Source organism: Amycolatopsis taiwanensis DSM 45107, assembly GCF_000519205.1.
GTDB classification, from domain to species: Bacteria; Actinomycetota; Actinomycetes; order Mycobacteriales; family Pseudonocardiaceae; genus Amycolatopsis_E; species Amycolatopsis_E taiwanensis.
Genome location: NZ_JAFB01000013.1, coordinates 214,174 through 231,223 on the forward strand (window position 1 = coordinate 214,174; position 17,050 = coordinate 231,223).

The following is a 17,050-nucleotide window of genomic DNA, read 5'->3' on the forward strand; positions in this document are numbered from 1 at the left end:
GGGTTTGCCGGACCTTCGGGTCCCGGCGCCCGGTCTGTGCGTACATACTGCCGGCCGGCTACCTACCGTGCCCGGTTAAACTCCCCGCAGTTCACGGGGCGATGATCTGTTCGAGGTACAAGATCCGGGGTGGCTGGTCGCAATGGGTGAGAAACGGCACGGTTCCGGCGAGGGAATGCTCGCACAGCGGACCTTCTTCACGGCACAGTCTTTTTTGGCGCCGGATGGCATGTATGCGCTGGCCAAGGTGGGTTCGGCGGTCCAGGAACGTGAGCGCGTAATCGTCGAACCGCACGCATTCGTCACCACGAACACGTATTTTGGGCGTTTTCCGGCCAGTTACTGGCAGCGCTGGACCGAGATTGCTCAGGTCAACATCGAGGCCGTGGTCAGCGGATCCGGAAAACTGCTCATCGTCGCTACGGACAGTCTCGGCAACGACCGCGTGGTGGCCAGGGAAACCGTTTCCGGCGCCTCCGGGCAGACCCTGCGCTTCACCGCCGCCATCGACCGGTTCGTCGACGGCGGAGCGCTCTGGCTGGACATCGAGACCGGCGAGCACCGGCTGACCGTCGAAGGCGTGCGCTGGCTGGTGAACGCGCCGCGCGAGCGCAGACCCGTCTCGGTGGTCATCTGCACGCACAACCGCGCCGACTACTGCATCGACACGCTGGGTGAGCTGGCTGGGGACCCGGTGGCGCTGGCGCACGTGACGGCGGTGCATGTGACCGACCAGGGCGACGACACGGTCGAGTCGCGGGAGAAGTTCGCCGAGATCAAGCAGGCGATCGGCGACAAGCTGCACTACCGCCGGCAGGCCAACCTCGGCGGCGCCGGCGGGTTCACCCGCGGCATGTACGAGGTCATCGAGGGTGACGGCGGCGAGCGGGCGCACGTGCTGCTGATGGACGATGACATCAAACTCGAGTCGGACACCGTCGTCCGGCTGAGCGCGCTCGCGAACTGCACCGTGGAGCCCACCATCGTCGGTGGCCAGAACCTGTGCGAGTTGCATCCCGGGCAGCTGTTCGTCGACTCCGACATCGCCAACCTGCCGAAGCTGCGCGCCGGTATCGACCGCACCGAGGAGTCGCTGTCCGGCCAGAGCATGTTGGAGGAGAACCAGGACCGCCGGGTGGACGCCACCCACAACGCCTGGTGGTGCTGCCTCATCCCGGCCGAGGTCGTGGCCAGGATCGGGTACCCGCTGCCGATCTTCTTCCAGTGGGACGACGTCGAGTACGGCCTGCGCGCGCGGGCGGCGGGGTTCTTCACGGTGACCCTGCCCGGCGCCGGGGTGTGGCACCAGGACCTGCACTGGAAGGGCTGGGACGACTGGGCCCGCTACTTCCACTACCGCAACGGGCTCATCACGGCCGCGCTGCGCGGTCAGCTCGACCCGAAGGCCATGACCGAGTTCCTCGCCTTCGATTTCGCCGAGACGCTCGCCTCGATGCAGTACGGCATGGCGGCCACGATGATCAGGGCGATCGAGGACTTCATGCGCGGGCCCGAGGTGCTCGCCGACGGCGGGGCCGAGGTGGTGCCCGCGATCCGCAAGCTGCGCGCCGAGTACCCGGAGACGCACATCGTGCCGGCGGCCACCGCGGGTGTGCCGGCCGATCAGGTCCCGATCACCGTCCCGGCCGCGACCCCGTCCATGCCACGGCTGGTGCTCATCAAGCGGCTGCTCAACCAGTTCCGCAACAGCCCGGGCGGCGGCGCCGCGATCCGGGCCGGCAGCGAGCACTGGTGGCACGTGTCGCGGTTCCGGACCGCGATGATCACCGACCCGTCACAGACCGGCGTGCGGGTGCGCAAGCTGGACCGCGACCTGCTGCTCCGCCTGGGCAAGGAAGGCATGCGGCTGCTCTGGCGCCTGCGCCGGGAAGGCGATGATCTGGTGCGCCGCTGGCAGGCCGCGGAGGCACAGCTGACCAGCAAGGAGAACTGGGAAAGGCTGTTCGGCACCCGGTGAGTCCCCGGCCGGCCGTGGCGACTCGCCACGGCCGTCGCCGCAATGCCAGAGGATCCCTGCCTGGATGGTCGGGTAGTGCCGGGTAACCGGGAGGAACCGCCTGCCCCTTGGGCAGGCGAGGAGGTCAGAGGTACTGCCCGGTGCCGCTGATGCCCGGACCGTGGTGCTCCCCAGGCTGCCCCGCCGAGGTGCCCGGCGGCAGCCCGCGGCGCATCTGCTCCAGCTGGACCCGGGCGGCCATCTGCTGGGCGAACAGCGCGGTCTGGATCCCGTGGAAGAGGCCTTCCAGCCAGCCGACGAGCTGGGCCTGCGCGATCCGCAGCTCCGCGTCGGAAGGCGTGGAGTCGACGGTGAACGGCCGGACCAGGCGCTCCAGTTCGTCCTGGAGCTCGGGCGCCAGCGCCTTCTCCAGTTCCCTGACCGAGGTCTGGTGGATCTCGCGCAGCCGCTGGCGGCTGGCGTCGTCCAGCGGTGCGGCGCGAACCTCCTCGAGCAACTGCTTGATCATCGTGCCGATCCGCATGACCTTCGCCGGCTCCTCGACGAGGTCGCCGACCGACGACTCCTCCTCGCTTGGCGCGATGCGCGCGGTGCCCAGGGGGGATCCATCCGGGCCGACCACCATCACGTGCTTGGCCTGCTCGTCGGTATTGGCGCTCGTGTTGTTGGGCTCGGTCATGGCGACCAGCCTAGAGGGGGTCTGGGGGCTTGCCCGTAGCTGGGGGCGTGGGGCGGAGCCCCCGCAGGGCCGAGGTTCGCGCCCGGTCTGGGGCGTGAGGTGTGGCCCCCGCAGGGCAGGCCCGACGGCGCTGCTGGTAACCCCGAGCGCATCGCGAAACATCCGCTCCGTACCGTTGTCGCATGGCGTTCGACGTCGCTCGAATCCGGGGGTTGTTTCCTGCGCTGGGGGACGGCTGGATCCACTTCGACGGCCCTGCCGGAATGCTGGTGCCCGAGCAGGTGGCCTCGGCCGTTTCGACGGCGATGCGCGCGCCGGTCTCCGGACCGGGCGGCGCGTTCCCGGCGTCCCAGAGAGCCGAGAGCATAGTGGCCGCCGCCCGGCGCGCGGTGGCCGACCTTGCCGGTGTCGACCCGGCGGGCGTGGTGCTCGGCCCGAGTGCCACCGTGCTGCTGCAACGGCTGGCCGACGCGATGGCCGAGCGCTGGACGTTGGGCGACGAGATCGTCGTGTCGCGGCTCGACGAGCAGGCGAACCTCGCGCCGTGGCAGCGCGCGGCCAAGCGGGTCGGCGCGGTGCTGCGCTGGGGCGAGATCGACATCGAGACCTGTGAGCTGCCGGCCTGGCAGTACGAGAACCTGGTGACGCCGCACACCAAGGTGGTCGCGGTGACCGCGGCGTCGGGATCGGTCGGCACCCGGCCGGACGTGCCGACGATCGTCGAGTTCGCCAAGCGGGTCGGCGCGACCGTGGTGGTGGATGCCAGTTACGCGGCCCCCTTCGTGCCACTGGATCTGCGGGAACTCGGCGCGGACGTGATCGTCGTTTCGGCGCAGGCGTGGGGAGGACCGCCGGTCGGCGCGCTGGCGTTCCGGGATCCGGAGATGCTGGAGCGGTTGCCCTCGGCATCGCTGGAACCGGGCGTGCGCGGGCCCGCCCGCCTGGAACTGGGGCCGCACGCCTACCCGTTGCTGGCCGGGCTCGTCGCGTCGATCGATTACCTGGCCGGTCTGGACGATGCGGCGACCGGTTCCCGGCGCGAGCGCCTGGTCACGTCCCTGGGCTCGGCGAAGTCCTACCACGCCGGGCTGATGGCGCAGCTGACCACCGATCTCCGTTCGCTGCGCCACGTCATGGTGATCGGCGACGCGATGCGGCGGATACCCGCGCTGGCCTTCACCCTGACGCACAAGAAGGCGGCCGAAGTCGCGGAACACCTTGCCTCGCAAGGGCTTTGCGCGTTCGCCGACGAGGGCACCGCCGGGGTGTTCGCGGCACTGGGCGTCGGTGAGTTCGGCGGGGCGGTGCGCATCGGTCTCGCCCACTACTCGAACGTCTTCGAAGCCAACCAGCTGATCAGGGTCTTGGAAGAGATCCAGTAGCCGCCGGCGCGTGCGTCAGGAGCCGACGGTCAGGAGGATCTTGCCGAAGACGCCGCCTTCCTCCATCGCGCGGTGGGCGTTGGACGCCTCCGCGAGCGGGACGACCTGGCCGACCACCGGGCGCACCGAACCGTGGTCCACCAGCGGCCACAGGTGCTCGCGGACGTCTGCGACGATGCGCCCCTTGTCCGGCACGGGGCGGGCGCGCAGCGTGGTCGCGGCGATGCGGCCCCGCTTGCCGACCAGCTTGCCGATGTTCAGCTCGGCCTTGGTCCCGCCCTGCATGCCGATGATCGCCAGCCGCCCGCCGGTGGCCAGCGCGTCGATGTTTCGGTCCAAATAGGACGCACCCATGTTGTCCAGGATGACGTCCGCCCCACCGGTCTGGTTCTTCAGCTCGGCGACGAAATCCTGTTCGCGGTAGTTGATCGTGATGTCCGCGCCGAGCTGGCGGCAGCGCTCCAGCCGATCGGCCGAGCCCGCGGTGACGGCGACCGTCGCGCCCAGCGCCTTGCCGACCTGGATGGCATGCGTACCGATGCCACCCGCCCCGCCGTGCACCAGGAACACCTCGCCCTCGTGCAGGCCGGCGTCCATGACCACGTTCGACCAGACCGTGCAGGCCACCTCGGGCAGCGCGGCGGAGCCGACCAGCCCGACCTCGCCGGGCACCGGCAGCAGCTGCACCGCGGGCACGACGACCTTCTCCGCGTAGCCGCCGCCGGCGAGCAACGCGCACACCTCGTCGCCGACCTGCCAGCCTTCGACGCCCTCGCCGAGCTCGGCGATCGTGCCCGAGCACTCCAGGCCGAGGATCTCGCTCGCCCCGCGCGGCGGCGGGTAGTGGCCCTGGCGTTGTAGCAGATCGGCCCGGTTCACCCCGCTGGCAGTGGTTTCCACGAGCACCTCGCCCGGCCCCGGGCGAGGGTCGGGAACCTCACGCCATGCCAGTACTTCCGGGCCACCGGGCTGGTTGATCGTGATCGCATGCATGGGCCGACTTTACGGCGCTTGGCCGGAGGGTCATGCAAAGGTCCGTGTTCGTGCTTCGGCGAGTGGAAGACGCGCCGCCGAAGGCCTCGCGAACGCGGCTGCGGGCCGCTGGAGGAGGCTGGCCGAGTGTGCGAGGCCAGGTCACGGCCCGTAGACGCGTTCGTCGATCGCGCGTTTTGAATAACACAGCCGCCTCTGGTTACCGTCACCCGAGGTTGCGGGCACCGAAGGTGTCGCAGCGTGCCGGATCGCCCGTCGAATAGCCCGTGGTGAACCACTTCTCGCGCTGCGCCGACGTGCCGTGCGTGAACTGTGAGGTGTCCACCCGTCCGTTGCCGAGGTTGCGCTGGATGTAGTCGTCACCGATGCGGGAAGCGGTGTCCAGGGCGCGCTTGACGTCGTCGTTCGTCACGTCGGTGATCAACGGTTTGCCCGAGGACGACGGTGTCGTGGTGGCGTGGTTTCCCCAAGCGCCGGCGTAGCAGTCGGCCTGCAGCTCCAGGCGCACCGACCCGGAGGTCGGGCCGGATCCGCTGCCCACCCGGGAGGAGGTGCCGAGCAGGTTCTGCACGTGGTGGCCGTACTCGTGGGCGAGGACGTACGCCTCGGCGAACGCGCCGCCCTGCGCACCGAAGCGGGTACGCAGCTCGGAGAAGAACGACAGGTCGATGTAGACCTGAGAGTCGGCAGGGCAGTAGAACGGGCCGGTATCGGAGGTGGCGCCGCCACAGCCGGTGCGCACATTGCCGTTGAAGAAGTTCGTGGTCGCCTTGCGGTAGGTCTTGCCGGACCGGGCGAACTGGTCGGTCCAGTAGTCCTGGATGGAGTTGATCATCGCGACCACCGCGCAGTCGTGGTTGCGGTTGGCGTCGGCTCCGGTGCGGCATTCCTGCGCGAGGGAGCTGTTGTTCACCTGGTGGCCGGAGCCGAGCCCGGTCAGGCCCGAGCCGCTGCTGCTGGGGCTGACCCCGCCGAACTGGCTGAGCAGCAGGTAGATGACTACACCGACCACCCCGAGGCCGCCACCTCCGAGCGCGACCCGCCCGCCGATCCCGCCACCGCCACCGCCGCCGCGGAGGTCGGACACCTCCGATGTGTCCAGCCCAGCGTCATCGTCAAACCGCACAACGATCCCCTCAGTGCAAGTCCCGCGGACACGAGCCTGGGTGCGGCCGGTTGGCCGCACCCAGGATTACCGAGGTTGTCATTGTAGTGGCGGTTGGCTGCCTCTCGGGCCGGTGACCTCACGCCACCGATGCGTTACGCACCGGACTTGTCACCGTGGTGCGCGAGAGGTTGTCGAGTGTAAGTAGTCGACACTCCTGGCTGCTCACAAGCCGCAGCCGGACTGCGCTTGCCGCACCCGGCCGTAGGGACACAGCCGACAGTCAACCGCGGGGTACCACTGCCATTCAACCACCTGCCCTTTCCCCGGCGGGAACACCGCTTCGGCCCCCCGCCGATGACCCCAGCATGCGCCTTTCGCGCTGCACCCACAACCAATTCGTTATCCCTCTTCTGGGGATATTCGCCCAGCGTGGATAGGGTGCGCATATGCCCGGAGTGCGGTGGCTCAGTGAGTCGGAGATGCGCGCGTGGCGTCCCTACGTGGTTGCCTCGCTAAGGCTGCGTCAGCGTCTTCACCGGGAGCTGACCGAAGCGCACGACGTGTCGCTGACCGACTACGAAGTGTTGGTGTGCCTGGATCTCCAGGACGACAACCGGATGCGGATGTCCGACCTCGCCACCATGCTCGGCTCGACCAAGAGCCGGCTCTCGCACCAGGTGGGCCGGATGGAGTGCGAGGGCCTGCTGTGCCGCATCCCCGATCCCGAGGACAAGCGCGGCGTGATCGCCGAAATCACCCCCGCCGGCACCGAACTGCTCATCAAAGCCGCGCCGACCCACGTCGAAGGGGTGCGGGCCCACCTGATCAACCTGCTCTCCCCCGAGGAGCAGAAGGTGCTGGCGGTGGCCTTCTCCCGGGTCTTGGAGCATCTCAACGAGCTGGGCGAGTAGCCTGAGGGCCACTGGGAAGCGTGGCAGAGCGGCCGAATGCACTCGCCTTGAAAGCGAGCGTCGGGTCAAACCGACCGGGGGTTCAAATCCCTCCGCTTCCGCGGCATGACCAAGGCATATGGGTCGATCTCGAGTAGTTGTCGGAACTGGCTCATACGCCCTGGTCTCATTTGCTGTCGGTTGGCGCGTCTTCCCCCTGGTCGCGTGCCACTTCTTCCCTAGCGGGCCCGCTTCGCAGCCACCCAGGTCTCGACGCCGTCCAGGAACCGGTCTACCCCGAAGCTGAGTGCACCGGGCAGCGCTTCCCCGTCTCCCGAGGAGCCGTCCACGGCTTCGGCTTCGTAGACCGCGGCCAGTGCGGGGTAGTCGCGCGGGTTGATGAGTTCGACGAGCGCCTGCGCCACTTCGCTTTCGCTGCGGGGAACACCTTCCTCCGTCTTGTGCGCACTGGTCATGTCCGCGCTGATCTGCGCCACGCCGCGCACGACCGCCGTCAGGTGCAGGGCTGCCGCCCGCGCCTCGGCACCCACCAGGCCGGCCTTGAGTAGCGGCCGCAGCAGCTGGTCGAGCCACGCGAGTTGCCGCGGCCCGATGGGTGCGTGATCCAGCGAAACGCGCAGCATCCAGGGGCGCTTCTGGAAACCGGCCCAGAGCGCGGCGACCCAATGCCGGACCGCGTGCCGGAAGTCGTCCGTGTCGTCGAGTTCCGGTGGCTTCCCGGCCGCGACGTCGGCCACGACCTCCAGCAGCAGGTCCTTGCTGGGGATGTGGTTGTAGATGGACATCGTCGAGTAGCCGAGCTCGGCGGCGATCCGATGCATCGACAGCGCTTCCAGCCCGTCGGCGTCCGCGATCCTGACCGCAGCCTGCGCGATCCGCTCGACGGTGAGCTGGGGCCGGGGACCGCGCCGGCCCTTGGCACGTCCTGACCACAGCAGCGTGAGGCTCCGCTGGAGGTCCGGCTCCTTGCTGTCGTTCGTCACCGTGCCATTCTAAAAACTATGTACGAGGTACGTAACCCTGTATGCTATATATAGTTTTATGACCTCGACGACGAACCTGCCCCGCACGCCCACGCCCCGACGGGAGGAAACCTGGTGGCGCCGGCCCTGGATGGCGCCGCTGGCGCTCGTGGTCGTGGCGTTCCTCGGTTTCTCCGTGCCGCCCTACCTGTCCTTCGACCCGTCCCAATCCCGCCTGGCACCACCGCCCGGCAACGGCCTCTACTACCCATTGCTCGTCGCGCACGTCCTCTTCGGCACCATCGCCATGACGACGGCTTGCTTCCAGATCTGGCCGGCGTTCCGCGCCAGACATCGGCGCGGGCACCGCATCACCGGCCGGATCTACGTCTTCGCCGGCGCCCTGCCCGCGGGCGTGCTCGGGTTGTACATCGGCTGGTATACCGCGGGAGGCCCATCGGTGCGCGTGGCCAACCTCGTGGGCTCGGCGCTCTGGCTCTTCGTCACGATCACGGGCCTGCGCATGGCACAACAACGCCGCTACCGCGACCACCGCAAGTGGATGTCGCGCAGCTTCGCGCTCGCCATGTCGATCGTGCTGAGCCGGGTCATCAACGTGGTGGCCACCATCGTGCTCATGCCACAGCTGGACACCACCTTCCAGGGCAGCAAGGAACTGATGACCTATAGCTCCGCGAGCATCGGAGTGTGGCTCAGTCCGTTTGCGCTGTGGGTGCTCGCCGACTGGCTGTTGGAACGCCCCAGACGCCCCAGGCGCCCAGCCGCTCAGGCCTCCGGTTCGTAGTCCAGGTTCGGCCCGCAGCAACTTCTCCACCTCCGTGACCGACGTGCCGCGTCGCGGGGCGTAGTCCTTGAATCAGGGAGACGCCGGGGCATCCCGGCGTCTCGTTTCTCACCGATGTCCCGCGTCACCGGCTCGTGGATCCGCGCGCCATCTCCATGGGTGGCCCACAGACGAGCCAGGGTCTTCGCGACGCCCTTGTACTCGGCGAGCGGGTCGTCGCCGCCTTCAAGATCCGAGCGCGACGATGGTGGTCCACCTCGTCGAGTTCCGGGTACGGTGCGCGGTCTCGAGAATGGCGTGGATTTCGTCCTTTGTAGTGGTCGTGGTGTACGTCGAATGGTCGCAAGTGCCGACCTTCCCCTTCCGTGAGCGGTGATTTTCCCGATGGGACGGAAGTCTGACCACATCCCGTCCTGGCGGAGGGCAAACCATGAGCCACCAGTTCCACCCGAACAAGCCCGGCCGCACGCCGTCCCGACGGCGTTTCCTCCTCGGCAGCGCGGCCGCACTGGCCGGCGCGCCGGCACTCAACGCGGTCACCGGCGGGTTCGCCCACGCCAGCACAGGCGCGATCGCCGAAGAAGGCGACCCGGGCCCAGCCACACCGCGGGAAGCGTTGCGGTTGCTGGAAGAGGGCAACGAGCGATGGGTGCGTGGCCGACTGGTCCATCCCCACCAGACGGTGGCCCGGCGAATAGCCGTGGCGCCAGAGCAACATCCGTTCGCCACTGTTTTCTCCTGCATCGACTCACGCGTGCCGCCGGAGATCGTCTTCGACCGGGGCGTCGGTGATCTGTTCGTCATCCGCACGGCGGCGCAGACCTTGGACGGACTCGTCCAAGGCGCCGTGGAGTACGGCGAGGAAGAGGCCACGACGCCGCTGGTCGTGGTGATGGGTCATCAGCGTTGCGGTGCGGTGACGCTCGCCGTGCAGGTACTGAACACCGGGGAGCCGGTTCCAGACCATCTTGTGGACGTCGTGAGGGCGTTGACGCCCGCCTACGAGGCAGCCAAGCCACTGCCCGGCGATCAGATCGACAACACCATCCGTGCGCAGATCCGCTTGACGGTGAGGCAACTGCGGGGAGACCCGATTGTCGACGCCGTTCACAGCAACGTGATCGGCGCCTACTACTCCCTCGACACCGGCTGTGTGGATTTCACCGTCGTGCCCTGAGGCCGGCCCTCCGTCGATTTGGGCGGGCGGACCATCGATCGTCGGTCACGCTTTCTCGAGAGAGCGGAACTGGAGAATGTACGGCCCCATCCAGCCCGCGCGAACCAACTGCGGCTCTCCGGCGCAGTTCGGCAACGGGTAGAAGTAGTAGGAGTAGTTCCGGGCGTTGTATACCGCTTGGAAACCGGGATCCTCCGGCGGCAGCGTGTGGCAGACGCCGAACTCGCTGTTGCCGTCGTTGGGCGCGGGAAGATCGAACCGCGCCGAGTGGCCCGGCACGCCGCGATATGCGCAGAGTCTGGTCGGTTCGCAGGGGAGTCCGTGCGTGACCTCGGGCCCGACGGAAATCAGTTCGACACTGGTGATCGGCCGACGACCAGGCTTCGCGAACAATGTGTCCCTGAAGATCAGCACGGCAATCGCGAGCATCAACAGACCACCGGTGGTCGGCAACAGCCACGACTTCCAGCGGGCCTCGGCCTTTGCGGGCTCGTTGACGGTCACCTGCCCGATGTAGCCGCTTTGCACGACGTTCTGGGACCAGCCGTTGTGACTGTTTCGAACCGATCCGAGTCCGGTCGAATCGTGGTCGGCAACCATGCATCCCCCCGGAGCACTGTGCGTCTCTGCTGAGCGGTACCGGAAGCCCTGCCATCCGGGCCGGCCTGCAAAGCCGGTCTCGACAGCCTTCCGGCCTGTGGAGCATCGTCATGGAAGGTTATCAATAAATCACTTATTGTGTTCACTCCAGTCCGTCGGGTCGCCACGCGAGGCCCCGAGCCGGACCCGGTGCGGACCGGTCAACCGACGCACGCCGGACCGGGAACAGCCTGCGAAATGGATATCCTCGCGCAGGTTGCGGTTTGCCGGTGGCCAGGCGTGCGTCGGCTTTGAAGGCAGCTTCGGCAAGGCTGCTTGGGTGTGGAACCGGTTCCTAGTGCTGCGTCGACTTGTCGACGACCGGGGCGATGTGCAGCGGTCCGACGTCGAACGTTATCCCAAGCAAGCCGACAGCAAGGAGCACAACCAGGAGCACGGCAGCGATCAGAGCGATCGCGCGTCCGGTATTGGCCGAACTAGTCACGATTCGACTGGCGAAAGCCAACACATCCTGCCGCTCGTCGTGCCGCTCATCTTGCAGCCGCAGGCCCCTTCGGCTGCGTTGAGTGTGGCCGGCGATCACTTTGGGTAGTGAACGGGCGGTTTTGCGCCGCCCGCCGTATTGCGAGGACTCATCGTCGTCTCGTGCTGGAACGGGCTCCCGATCAGGCCTTATCGTCATAACTGTTCCTCCGGTGGTTCGCGACGGCTACAACCGAACAGCGAGTGACCTTGCTGAACTTCGGCTGTAGTGAGGTGAAACCAGGCCGGAGGGCGGGCCGGTGCTCCATAGCGTTCGCTTGGATCAGCCGGTCGATGGGCATGAGAGCGTTGGCGCGCTCCGTGTGCCCGACGGGCGGCCCCCGTTGTCGGGGCCGCCCGTCCCGTCCGACGGCCTGGTCTCCCCGCAGAATATTGCCCCGACCAGCCTGGGAGCAGAGGTCGACGATCGCCTAGCGACAACCGGCGGGTGCGCCACGGTAAAAGGGTGCGGGAGTTCGGTCTAACCGATCGCGCCTGCCAATTCGGTGGTTCGGGCCGGCCCCGGAGAGCCCATCTCGCCGACCTCTACCACCGCTCGCCGCCGCCGTGCAACGACTAGCGGACCGTATCGCGATCGATCGCGGGGGATGACTGTCGACCGCCATAGCGCCGGGGAGGGCTCTTAGTAAGGTGGTCACCAGCGGTAGGTCCGGCCGGGAGTGTTTCGCCGGATCGGGGGAGGGGGTTGTGTCTCGATTACTGCTGGTAGAGGACGACATCGCGTTGTCGGAGGCCTTGTCACTCGCGCTCAAGGGGCTGGGGCACGAGGTTACGGCGGCCGGCACGGGTGAGGCGGCACTGGCGGCGTTGGGCGGTGACGGCGCCGGGATTGATCTGGTGCTGATGGACGTGATGTTGCCCGGGATCGACGGGTTCGAGGTATGCCGCAGGATCCGGGCCGGCAGCACGGTGCCGGTGATCCTGCTGACCGCACGTGGCGACCCGGTGGACATGGTCGTCGGGCTGGAGGGCGGCGCCGACGATTACGTGGTGAAGCCGGTCGAGCCCAGGGTGATCGACGCCCGGATCAAGGCGATCCTGCGCCGGACGGCCGCGACGTCGCGCGACTCCGCGGTCCGGATCGGGCACCTGTCCGTCGACCCCGACGCGATGACCGTGATCGCCGACGGTGAGGAACTGCACCTCACCGCCACTGAAATGCGCCTCCTGCTGGAATTCCTCGACCACCCGGGGTACGTGCTGACCAGGCAGGTGCTGCTCAAACGCGTGTGGGGCTACGGCCATGTCGGGGACTCGAGGCTCGTGGACGCCGCGGTGGCCAGGCTGCGCGCGAAAATCGAGAGAGACCCCGCCAACCCGTCCTTGCTGCTCACCGTCAGGGGGCTCGGCTACCGCCTGGTCAAGCCGTGAGAGGGTGGATGCCCTTACCCTACTTCGGCCTGCGGGCCCGGATCTCCCTCGCCGTGATGCTCGCGACGCTGCTCGCGACCGTGTCGATGGCCTTCGCCGCCTATCGGCTACAGGCCGACGAAACGCGAAACCGCTTCGAGTTGGCGGCGCGCACGAGCTTCGAATCGGACCTCAAGCAGGCGTTGTACCAGATCCAGTATGGGCCGGTGACCGATCCGGCCACCGCGTTGACCGCCTACATGACGCGTGAACAGGGCATCTCGTGGGCCCTGCTGGATTTCACCTCCGGCGGCCGGCCACCCGACCTGTGGGAAGGCGGGTACCGAGTCGATGCCGTCGTCCGGAGGGACGACACACCGCCGGTGACCCTGCCCGAGGAACTGGTGGACTATGCGCGGAGGAGCTATCCGGAACCGGTCGGCAAGCTGGATGTCGACGGCTACCTGGTCTACTTCGGAGCGGCGACCGATTCCCTGGTCCTCGTCGAGTTCTACAACATGGGCGGCCTGAACGCCGAGCTGGCGAAACTCCGGTGGAGCCTGGCGGCGATCGCGCTCGTGGTCTCGACGGCCGGGGTGGCGACCGCGCTGTTCGCCGCGAAACGGATCCAGCGTCCGGTGCACGCGGTGGCGACGGCGGCGCGGCTGCTGGGCGAGGGCGAGCTCAGCACGCGGGTGCCGGTCCGGGGACGGGACGAGCTGGCGGATCTCGCCGTGTCGTTCAACGCCATGGCCGGTCAGGTCGGCCACTCGATCTCCGAGCTGCAGGCCAAGGACCGGCAGCAACGACGTTTCATCGACGACGTGGCGCACGACCTGCGTACCCCGATCGCGGCCATGGTCGCCGTCGTGGACAGTCTCGACACCGCCGACGCCGAGGTGCGGTCCCGGTCGGCGCGGCTGCTCACGGCCCAGACCCGCCGGCTGGCCAGGCTGGTCGAAGATCTCCTGGAGATGTCCCGATTCGACGCGGGCGTCGCCGATTTCCGGACCGAGCCGGTGGATCTGGCCGCTCTGGTGACCGACGCGCTCGAGCTCAGCGCCCCGAGCGCGGACGTCGAGTTGCGGGTTCACGGTGATGTCACGCTGACCGGCGATCCACGCCGGCTGCACACCGTTGCCCGCAACCTGCTGATCAATGCGATCGGCCACGGCGCGGAGCCGATCACCGTGACCATCGACGGGTCCCGGCCGGAATCGGTGACCTTGCGCGTCGCCGATTCCGGGCCGGGGATTCCCGACGAACTGCTGCCCTTGCTGTTCGACCGTTTCGTGCGCGGTGACCGTGCGCGGCAGGCGACCGAGGGCAGCGGGCTCGGGCTGGCCATCGCTGACCAGAACGCTCGCCTGCACGGAGCCAAGATCGTCGCGGCCAACGACGGCGGGGCCGTTTTCACGGTCACGGTGCCGCGCGGTGTCACGACGACTGGTTGATGTTCGTCTGGCCGGGCCGCAGGGTGTCCCCGCAGTGCCTTCTCGGCCAGGTGTCCAGCCGGTGTTCCATGTCCCGCACGGTCGCGTCGGCGTAGGACCTGGCCGCCTGGAGCTTCTCCAGGCTGGCTACCGCGTCCTTGCGTACCCAGTCGCCGTCGCCGACCGGTGAGCCGTCGTCGACGTAGCGGAATATCGGGGTGTAGTCCGTGGCCAGCCGGGAATCCCGGGCAATCCCGTTGCCCGGCCCCCACGGGCCCCGGGAATGGATGAACGTGGGTTTGACGTCGTTGAAGACGTAGTCCCGCAAGCCGGCCATGTCGTGGTCGTGGTAGAAGTCCGCGATCTTCGCGTCCACCAGACCGGCCATGTCCACAATGTTCAGCCTGCTGGTCATGGACGATCCACCGAGATCGGGTTCGAGCAGCGAGGCCTGGTCCAGTCCGAGGATATCCGCGTACTGGTTGAAGACTCGTCCGAACCGGTCGGCGATGTAGCACATCGGAATGGTCGGCTTGGCACGGAAATCCCGGACCGTGCCGGCGAACACGGCCAGGGACGGGATCATCGCGACCACCAGCGCCAGCGGCACCAGGACGCGGACCCGGCCACGGGTACGGCGCACGACTTCCGCGGTGGCCAGCCCGCCGATGAGGGTGGCCAGCACCCAGACCGGGGTGGCGAACCGGTACTGCCCCATCCAGTCGCGCTCCAGCACGGCGTAGGCGACGACGCCAAGGCCCAGCGGCACCATCAGCGTGATCAAGCCCGCACGCAGCGCCGACGCCCGGGCCAGCGCTATCCCGACGATCAGCACCAGGACGAGCACGGCGAGCGCTCCGGCATAACCCACGAGATCCCCGGTACGGGCAAGGGTCGACACCCCGGGGAAATGCTGGCCCTTCGCGACCGCGGTGTTCGGCACCAGGCGATCGAATTCGAAAAAGCGCCACGTGAGGTAGGAACCGTACGGGACGGCGAAACCGACCAGCGACAGCGCCGCGTACCCGACGCTCGACTTCAGCGTGGATCGACGGAGCTGGCAGAGCACCACCAGGGCATACGTGGCGGCATAGATCGCGCCGTCCGGCCTGGTCAGCGCGGCGACCGCGGCCAGCACCCCGGCGAGCAACGCCACCCTGGCCGAGTGCAGCCGGCCGTCCATCACGGCGCGGAACAGCAGCGCGGCAAGGCAGGTCACGGCGAACGCGAAAAGGGAGTTCTCCAGGCCGGAGAAACACCAGATCACAAAGGACGGAATCGCGGCGAGAACCGCGCCGATGCCCAGCGTCACCAGCCACGGGCGGCGAGTCGTCTTACGTACCGCCAGGTAGCAGGCGGTGAGGATACCGGCGCAGAAAAGCAGGCCGAGCAGCTTGGGAAAGAGGACGTAGTCCGGAATACCGAACAGCGTGCCGCGGTCGAACAGGCCGAGGAGGCGGCCGATGGCCAGCAGCATTGTCCAGGTGGGGTTCGAGAACCCCTCGACCGGTTCGGCACCTGGTTGCACCACCGGGCCGAGCCCCTCGGAAATGCTGCGCGCGTAGGAGAACGTGATCGCGGAGTCGTCGACCATCCAGCTGCCATACGCCCAGGCATGCGCGCCGATCAGGGCGGTGCCGCCGATCACCGCGGCCGGTCCGGAGAAGCCTCCCCGTCTCCGGCGATTCGGCGTTTCAACCGAACCGAGGGCAGGTTCCGTCGTTACAGTCGCTGTCATAACCCCATCACTTGCCAGAAGCGGGACCCCAGGGCCGAGACCCCTCGGCCCCAGCCCGCCAAGCCAACCGGGGTTATGTGACGGTTATGTGACGGTTTCTCCCTTGTCTCGTGACAAAACGGGCGCTGCCCTTGATTCCGACCCGTCCTGGGCCCGACGGCGCTGCTCGGGGTGCTGTCCGGAGCCCTACCGGTGGTCCCAGTCCCGTGGTGACCGCCAGCGGAGCAGGACGCCGTGGCCGGGCAGCAGCCACGATCGCACGTCGAGGTCGGGCAGGTCCTTGGCCTTGACCCACCGTGCCATGGCGGTGTTCGAGCGGAAGGTGAACGAGTCGATGTAGAACTCGAACTCGTTCGTTCCGCCCATGCCGAGTTCGGCCACGTCGAACGTGATCCGATCGACGTAGCAAGGATACGGCGCCTGCCAGTAGCAGCCGCCGTCGTCGATGCGCTGGAGCGCGGTCACCCGCGTCGCGAGCTGCTCGATCGCCCGCACCGTGTGGTGATCGTCGGCGATGTCGTTCAGGTCGCACTCGAACATTCGCAGGTCAGCGAGGTGATCGTGGGCGTTCAGCTTGGCCAGCGGCCCGATGTCCTCCCGGAAGAAGGACAGGTACTCGGCCCAGCGGTGCGATTTAACCTCGCGCAGCACGAGCTTGTGCGAGGGCGCGCGGTGCCGGTGGCCGCCGTGGTCGAGGTACTCGATCCCGAGCCGGACCGAGGTCGCCATGTCGTCGACGGAGTCCTGGAAGAGCGAGCCGTCCGGAACGAACCACAGTTCGAACAGCGGCAGCCGGCAGCCGGCCACGATCGAGTCGCGCAGTAGCGCGTTGCACGTGGCGAAGACGATGAACCGGTCGGCCCGCACGTGCTCCTTGAAGCGGTAGGCCACCGACGTGGTGAGGTGGTAGAGCTTGTGGTCCACCGCGCTCAGTTCCAGGTTCACCTCGGTCCGGGTGCTGATCGTCAGGTCCCCGCCGAGCGGCACGATCCCTTCGCCGCCGAGCACGCCGGTCGCGACGTCCCGGTTCGCCTCGTTCTCGCCGTAGATCGAGTCCAAAAAGGTCCTCATGACCTGCTGGGGGAGCTGCGCGGCCTGGATGCGCGGTCCGGACAACCGGGCCAGTTCGGCGGTCAGCCAGTGGCGGACGAAGAATTCGTAGCCGCCGAGCACCACGCCGGTCAACAGCGGGACCGGGAAGGCCAGCTCCAACAGGCGGTGCAGGGTTGCCTGCCAGCCAGGGGCGGGCTGCCAGAACGCGACGGCGAGCAGCGCGCCGGTACCGAGCGCGAACAGGGCCAGCACGCCCTGCCGGACGCGACGCCGCGATTTCGGATGGGGTGATTGGCCATCAGGCTGCCCGCGTTGCCCCAGCATCAGCTGCCTCCCCG

15 protein-coding genes and 1 tRNA gene are annotated in these 17,050 nt (G+C 68.0%); 9 read left to right on the forward strand and 7 right to left on the reverse strand.

Features of this window, described 5'->3' with window-relative positions:
- Positions 1-142: 142 nt before the first annotated feature.
- Positions 143-1,978, forward strand: a complete 1,836-nt coding sequence (locus tag A3CU_RS44430; protein WP_043840942.1) for a glycosyltransferase — start codon at positions 143-145, stop codon at positions 1,976-1,978.
- 124 nt (positions 1,979-2,102) lie between these two features.
- On the opposite strand, the gene A3CU_RS0111885 is transcribed toward A3CU_RS44430, so the two are convergent.
- Entirely contained in the window at positions 2,103-2,657 is a 555-nt protein-coding gene (locus A3CU_RS0111885) for a bacterial proteasome activator family protein (RefSeq protein ID WP_027942484.1), read from the reverse strand.
- Between the two features lie 182 nt (positions 2,658-2,839).
- Between A3CU_RS0111885 and A3CU_RS0111890 the strand changes: the two genes are divergently transcribed.
- Positions 2,840-4,039 carry a cysteine desulfurase-like protein gene (locus A3CU_RS0111890; RefSeq protein WP_027942485.1) on the forward strand — a complete coding sequence of 400 codons (1,200 nt, stop codon included), beginning with the start codon at positions 2,840-2,842 and terminating at the stop codon, positions 4,037-4,039.
- Positions 4,040-4,054: 15 nt separating this feature from the next.
- On the opposite strand, the gene A3CU_RS0111895 is transcribed toward A3CU_RS0111890, so the two are convergent.
- Both A3CU_RS0111895 and ypfJ read right to left on the reverse strand, forming a co-directional pair.
- Complete coding sequence (locus tag A3CU_RS0111895; protein WP_027942486.1) at positions 4,055-5,032, reverse strand: NAD(P)H-quinone oxidoreductase; 978 nt, start codon at positions 5,030-5,032, stop codon at positions 4,055-4,057.
- Between the two features lie 205 nt (positions 5,033-5,237).
- Positions 5,238-6,158: a KPN_02809 family neutral zinc metallopeptidase gene (ypfJ, locus tag A3CU_RS0111900; protein ID WP_027942487.1), complete on the reverse strand. Its 921-nt coding sequence runs from the start codon at positions 6,156-6,158 to the stop codon at positions 5,238-5,240.
- A gap of 428 nt (positions 6,159-6,586) precedes the next feature.
- Between ypfJ and A3CU_RS0111905 the strand changes: the two genes are divergently transcribed.
- Positions 6,587-7,051, forward strand: coding sequence for a MarR family winged helix-turn-helix transcriptional regulator (locus A3CU_RS0111905; protein ID WP_084143216.1), 465 nt, complete (start codon positions 6,587-6,589; stop codon positions 7,049-7,051).
- A 14-nt stretch (positions 7,052-7,065) separates the two neighbouring features.
- Positions 7,066-7,152 (forward strand) — tRNA-Ser (locus A3CU_RS0111910).
- 117 nt (positions 7,153-7,269) lie between these two features.
- Here A3CU_RS0111910 and A3CU_RS0111915 read toward each other — a convergent pair.
- A complete protein-coding gene (locus A3CU_RS0111915; RefSeq protein ID WP_027942489.1) occupies positions 7,270-8,034 on the reverse strand; it encodes a TetR/AcrR family transcriptional regulator in 765 nt (254 codons plus the stop codon).
- A 58-nt stretch (positions 8,035-8,092) separates the two neighbouring features.
- On the opposite strand from A3CU_RS0111915, the gene A3CU_RS0111920 reads away from it, so the two are divergent.
- Together A3CU_RS0111920 and A3CU_RS44435 are read left to right on the forward strand one after the other, a co-directional pair.
- Complete coding sequence (locus A3CU_RS0111920; protein ID WP_027942490.1) at positions 8,093-8,818, forward strand: DUF2306 domain-containing protein; 726 nt, start codon at positions 8,093-8,095, stop codon at positions 8,816-8,818.
- A gap of 430 nt (positions 8,819-9,248) precedes the next feature.
- Positions 9,249-9,995 carry a carbonic anhydrase gene (locus tag A3CU_RS44435; RefSeq protein WP_084143217.1) on the forward strand — a complete coding sequence of 249 codons (747 nt, stop codon included), beginning with the start codon at positions 9,249-9,251 and terminating at the stop codon, positions 9,993-9,995.
- Positions 9,996-10,040: 45 nt separating this feature from the next.
- Here A3CU_RS44435 and A3CU_RS0111935 read toward each other — a convergent pair whose 3' ends face one another.
- Entirely contained in the window at positions 10,041-10,499 is a 459-nt protein-coding gene (locus A3CU_RS0111935) for a hypothetical protein (RefSeq protein WP_156960321.1), read from the reverse strand.
- Positions 10,500-10,851: 352 nt separating this feature from the next.
- Between A3CU_RS0111935 and A3CU_RS52340 the strand changes: the two genes are divergently transcribed.
- The 3 genes from A3CU_RS52340 (at position 10,852) to A3CU_RS0111950 (ending at position 13,942) form a co-directional block, all read left to right on the forward strand.
- Positions 10,852-11,187, forward strand: coding sequence for a hypothetical protein (locus tag A3CU_RS52340; RefSeq protein ID WP_156960322.1), 336 nt, complete (start codon positions 10,852-10,854; stop codon positions 11,185-11,187).
- Positions 11,188-11,825: 638 nt separating this feature from the next.
- Positions 11,826-12,509, forward strand: coding sequence for a response regulator transcription factor (locus A3CU_RS0111945; RefSeq protein ID WP_027942492.1), 684 nt, complete (start codon positions 11,826-11,828; stop codon positions 12,507-12,509).
- An 8-nt stretch (positions 12,510-12,517) separates the two neighbouring features.
- Positions 12,518-13,942 (forward strand): sensor histidine kinase, encoded by a 1,425-nt coding sequence (locus tag A3CU_RS0111950; protein WP_027942493.1) that lies wholly within the window; start codon positions 12,518-12,520, stop codon positions 13,940-13,942.
- Here A3CU_RS0111950 and A3CU_RS44445 read toward each other — a convergent pair.
- Entirely contained in the window at positions 13,926-15,569 is a 1,644-nt protein-coding gene (locus A3CU_RS44445; RefSeq protein WP_084143218.1) for a hypothetical protein, read from the reverse strand. The genes A3CU_RS0111950 and A3CU_RS44445 overlap by 17 nt on opposite strands.
- 276 nt (positions 15,570-15,845) lie before the next feature.
- Positions 15,846-17,036, reverse strand: coding sequence for a hypothetical protein (locus tag A3CU_RS0111960; RefSeq protein WP_245617009.1), 1,191 nt, complete (start codon positions 17,034-17,036; stop codon positions 15,846-15,848).
- Positions 17,037-17,050: the final 14 nt, after the last annotated feature.

Excerpts from the sequence above, each read along its gene's own strand:
- A3CU_RS0111905 (WP_084143216.1), top strand. The coding sequence starts at position 6,587 with ATGCCCGGAGTGCGGTGGCTCAGTGAGTCGGAGATGCGCGCGTGGCGT.
- A3CU_RS0111885 (WP_027942484.1), bottom strand. The coding sequence starts at position 2,657 with ATGACCGAGCCCAACAACACGAGCGCCAATACCGACGAGCAGGCCAAG.
- A3CU_RS0111920 (WP_027942490.1), top strand. The coding sequence starts at position 8,093 with ATGACCTCGACGACGAACCTGCCCCGCACGCCCACGCCCCGACGGGAG.
- A3CU_RS0111950 (WP_027942493.1), top strand. The coding sequence starts at position 12,518 with ATGCCCTTACCCTACTTCGGCCTGCGGGCCCGGATCTCCCTCGCCGTG.
- A3CU_RS44430 (WP_043840942.1), top strand. The coding sequence starts at position 143 with ATGGGTGAGAAACGGCACGGTTCCGGCGAGGGAATGCTCGCACAGCGG.
- A3CU_RS0111890 (WP_027942485.1), top strand. The coding sequence starts at position 2,840 with ATGGCGTTCGACGTCGCTCGAATCCGGGGGTTGTTTCCTGCGCTGGGG.
- A3CU_RS0111895 (WP_027942486.1), bottom strand. The coding sequence starts at position 5,032 with ATGCATGCGATCACGATCAACCAGCCCGGTGGCCCGGAAGTACTGGCA.
- A3CU_RS0111960 (WP_245617009.1), bottom strand. The coding sequence starts at position 17,036 with ATGCTGGGGCAACGCGGGCAGCCTGATGGCCAATCACCCCATCCGAAA.
- A3CU_RS44435 (WP_084143217.1), top strand. The coding sequence starts at position 9,249 with ATGAGCCACCAGTTCCACCCGAACAAGCCCGGCCGCACGCCGTCCCGA.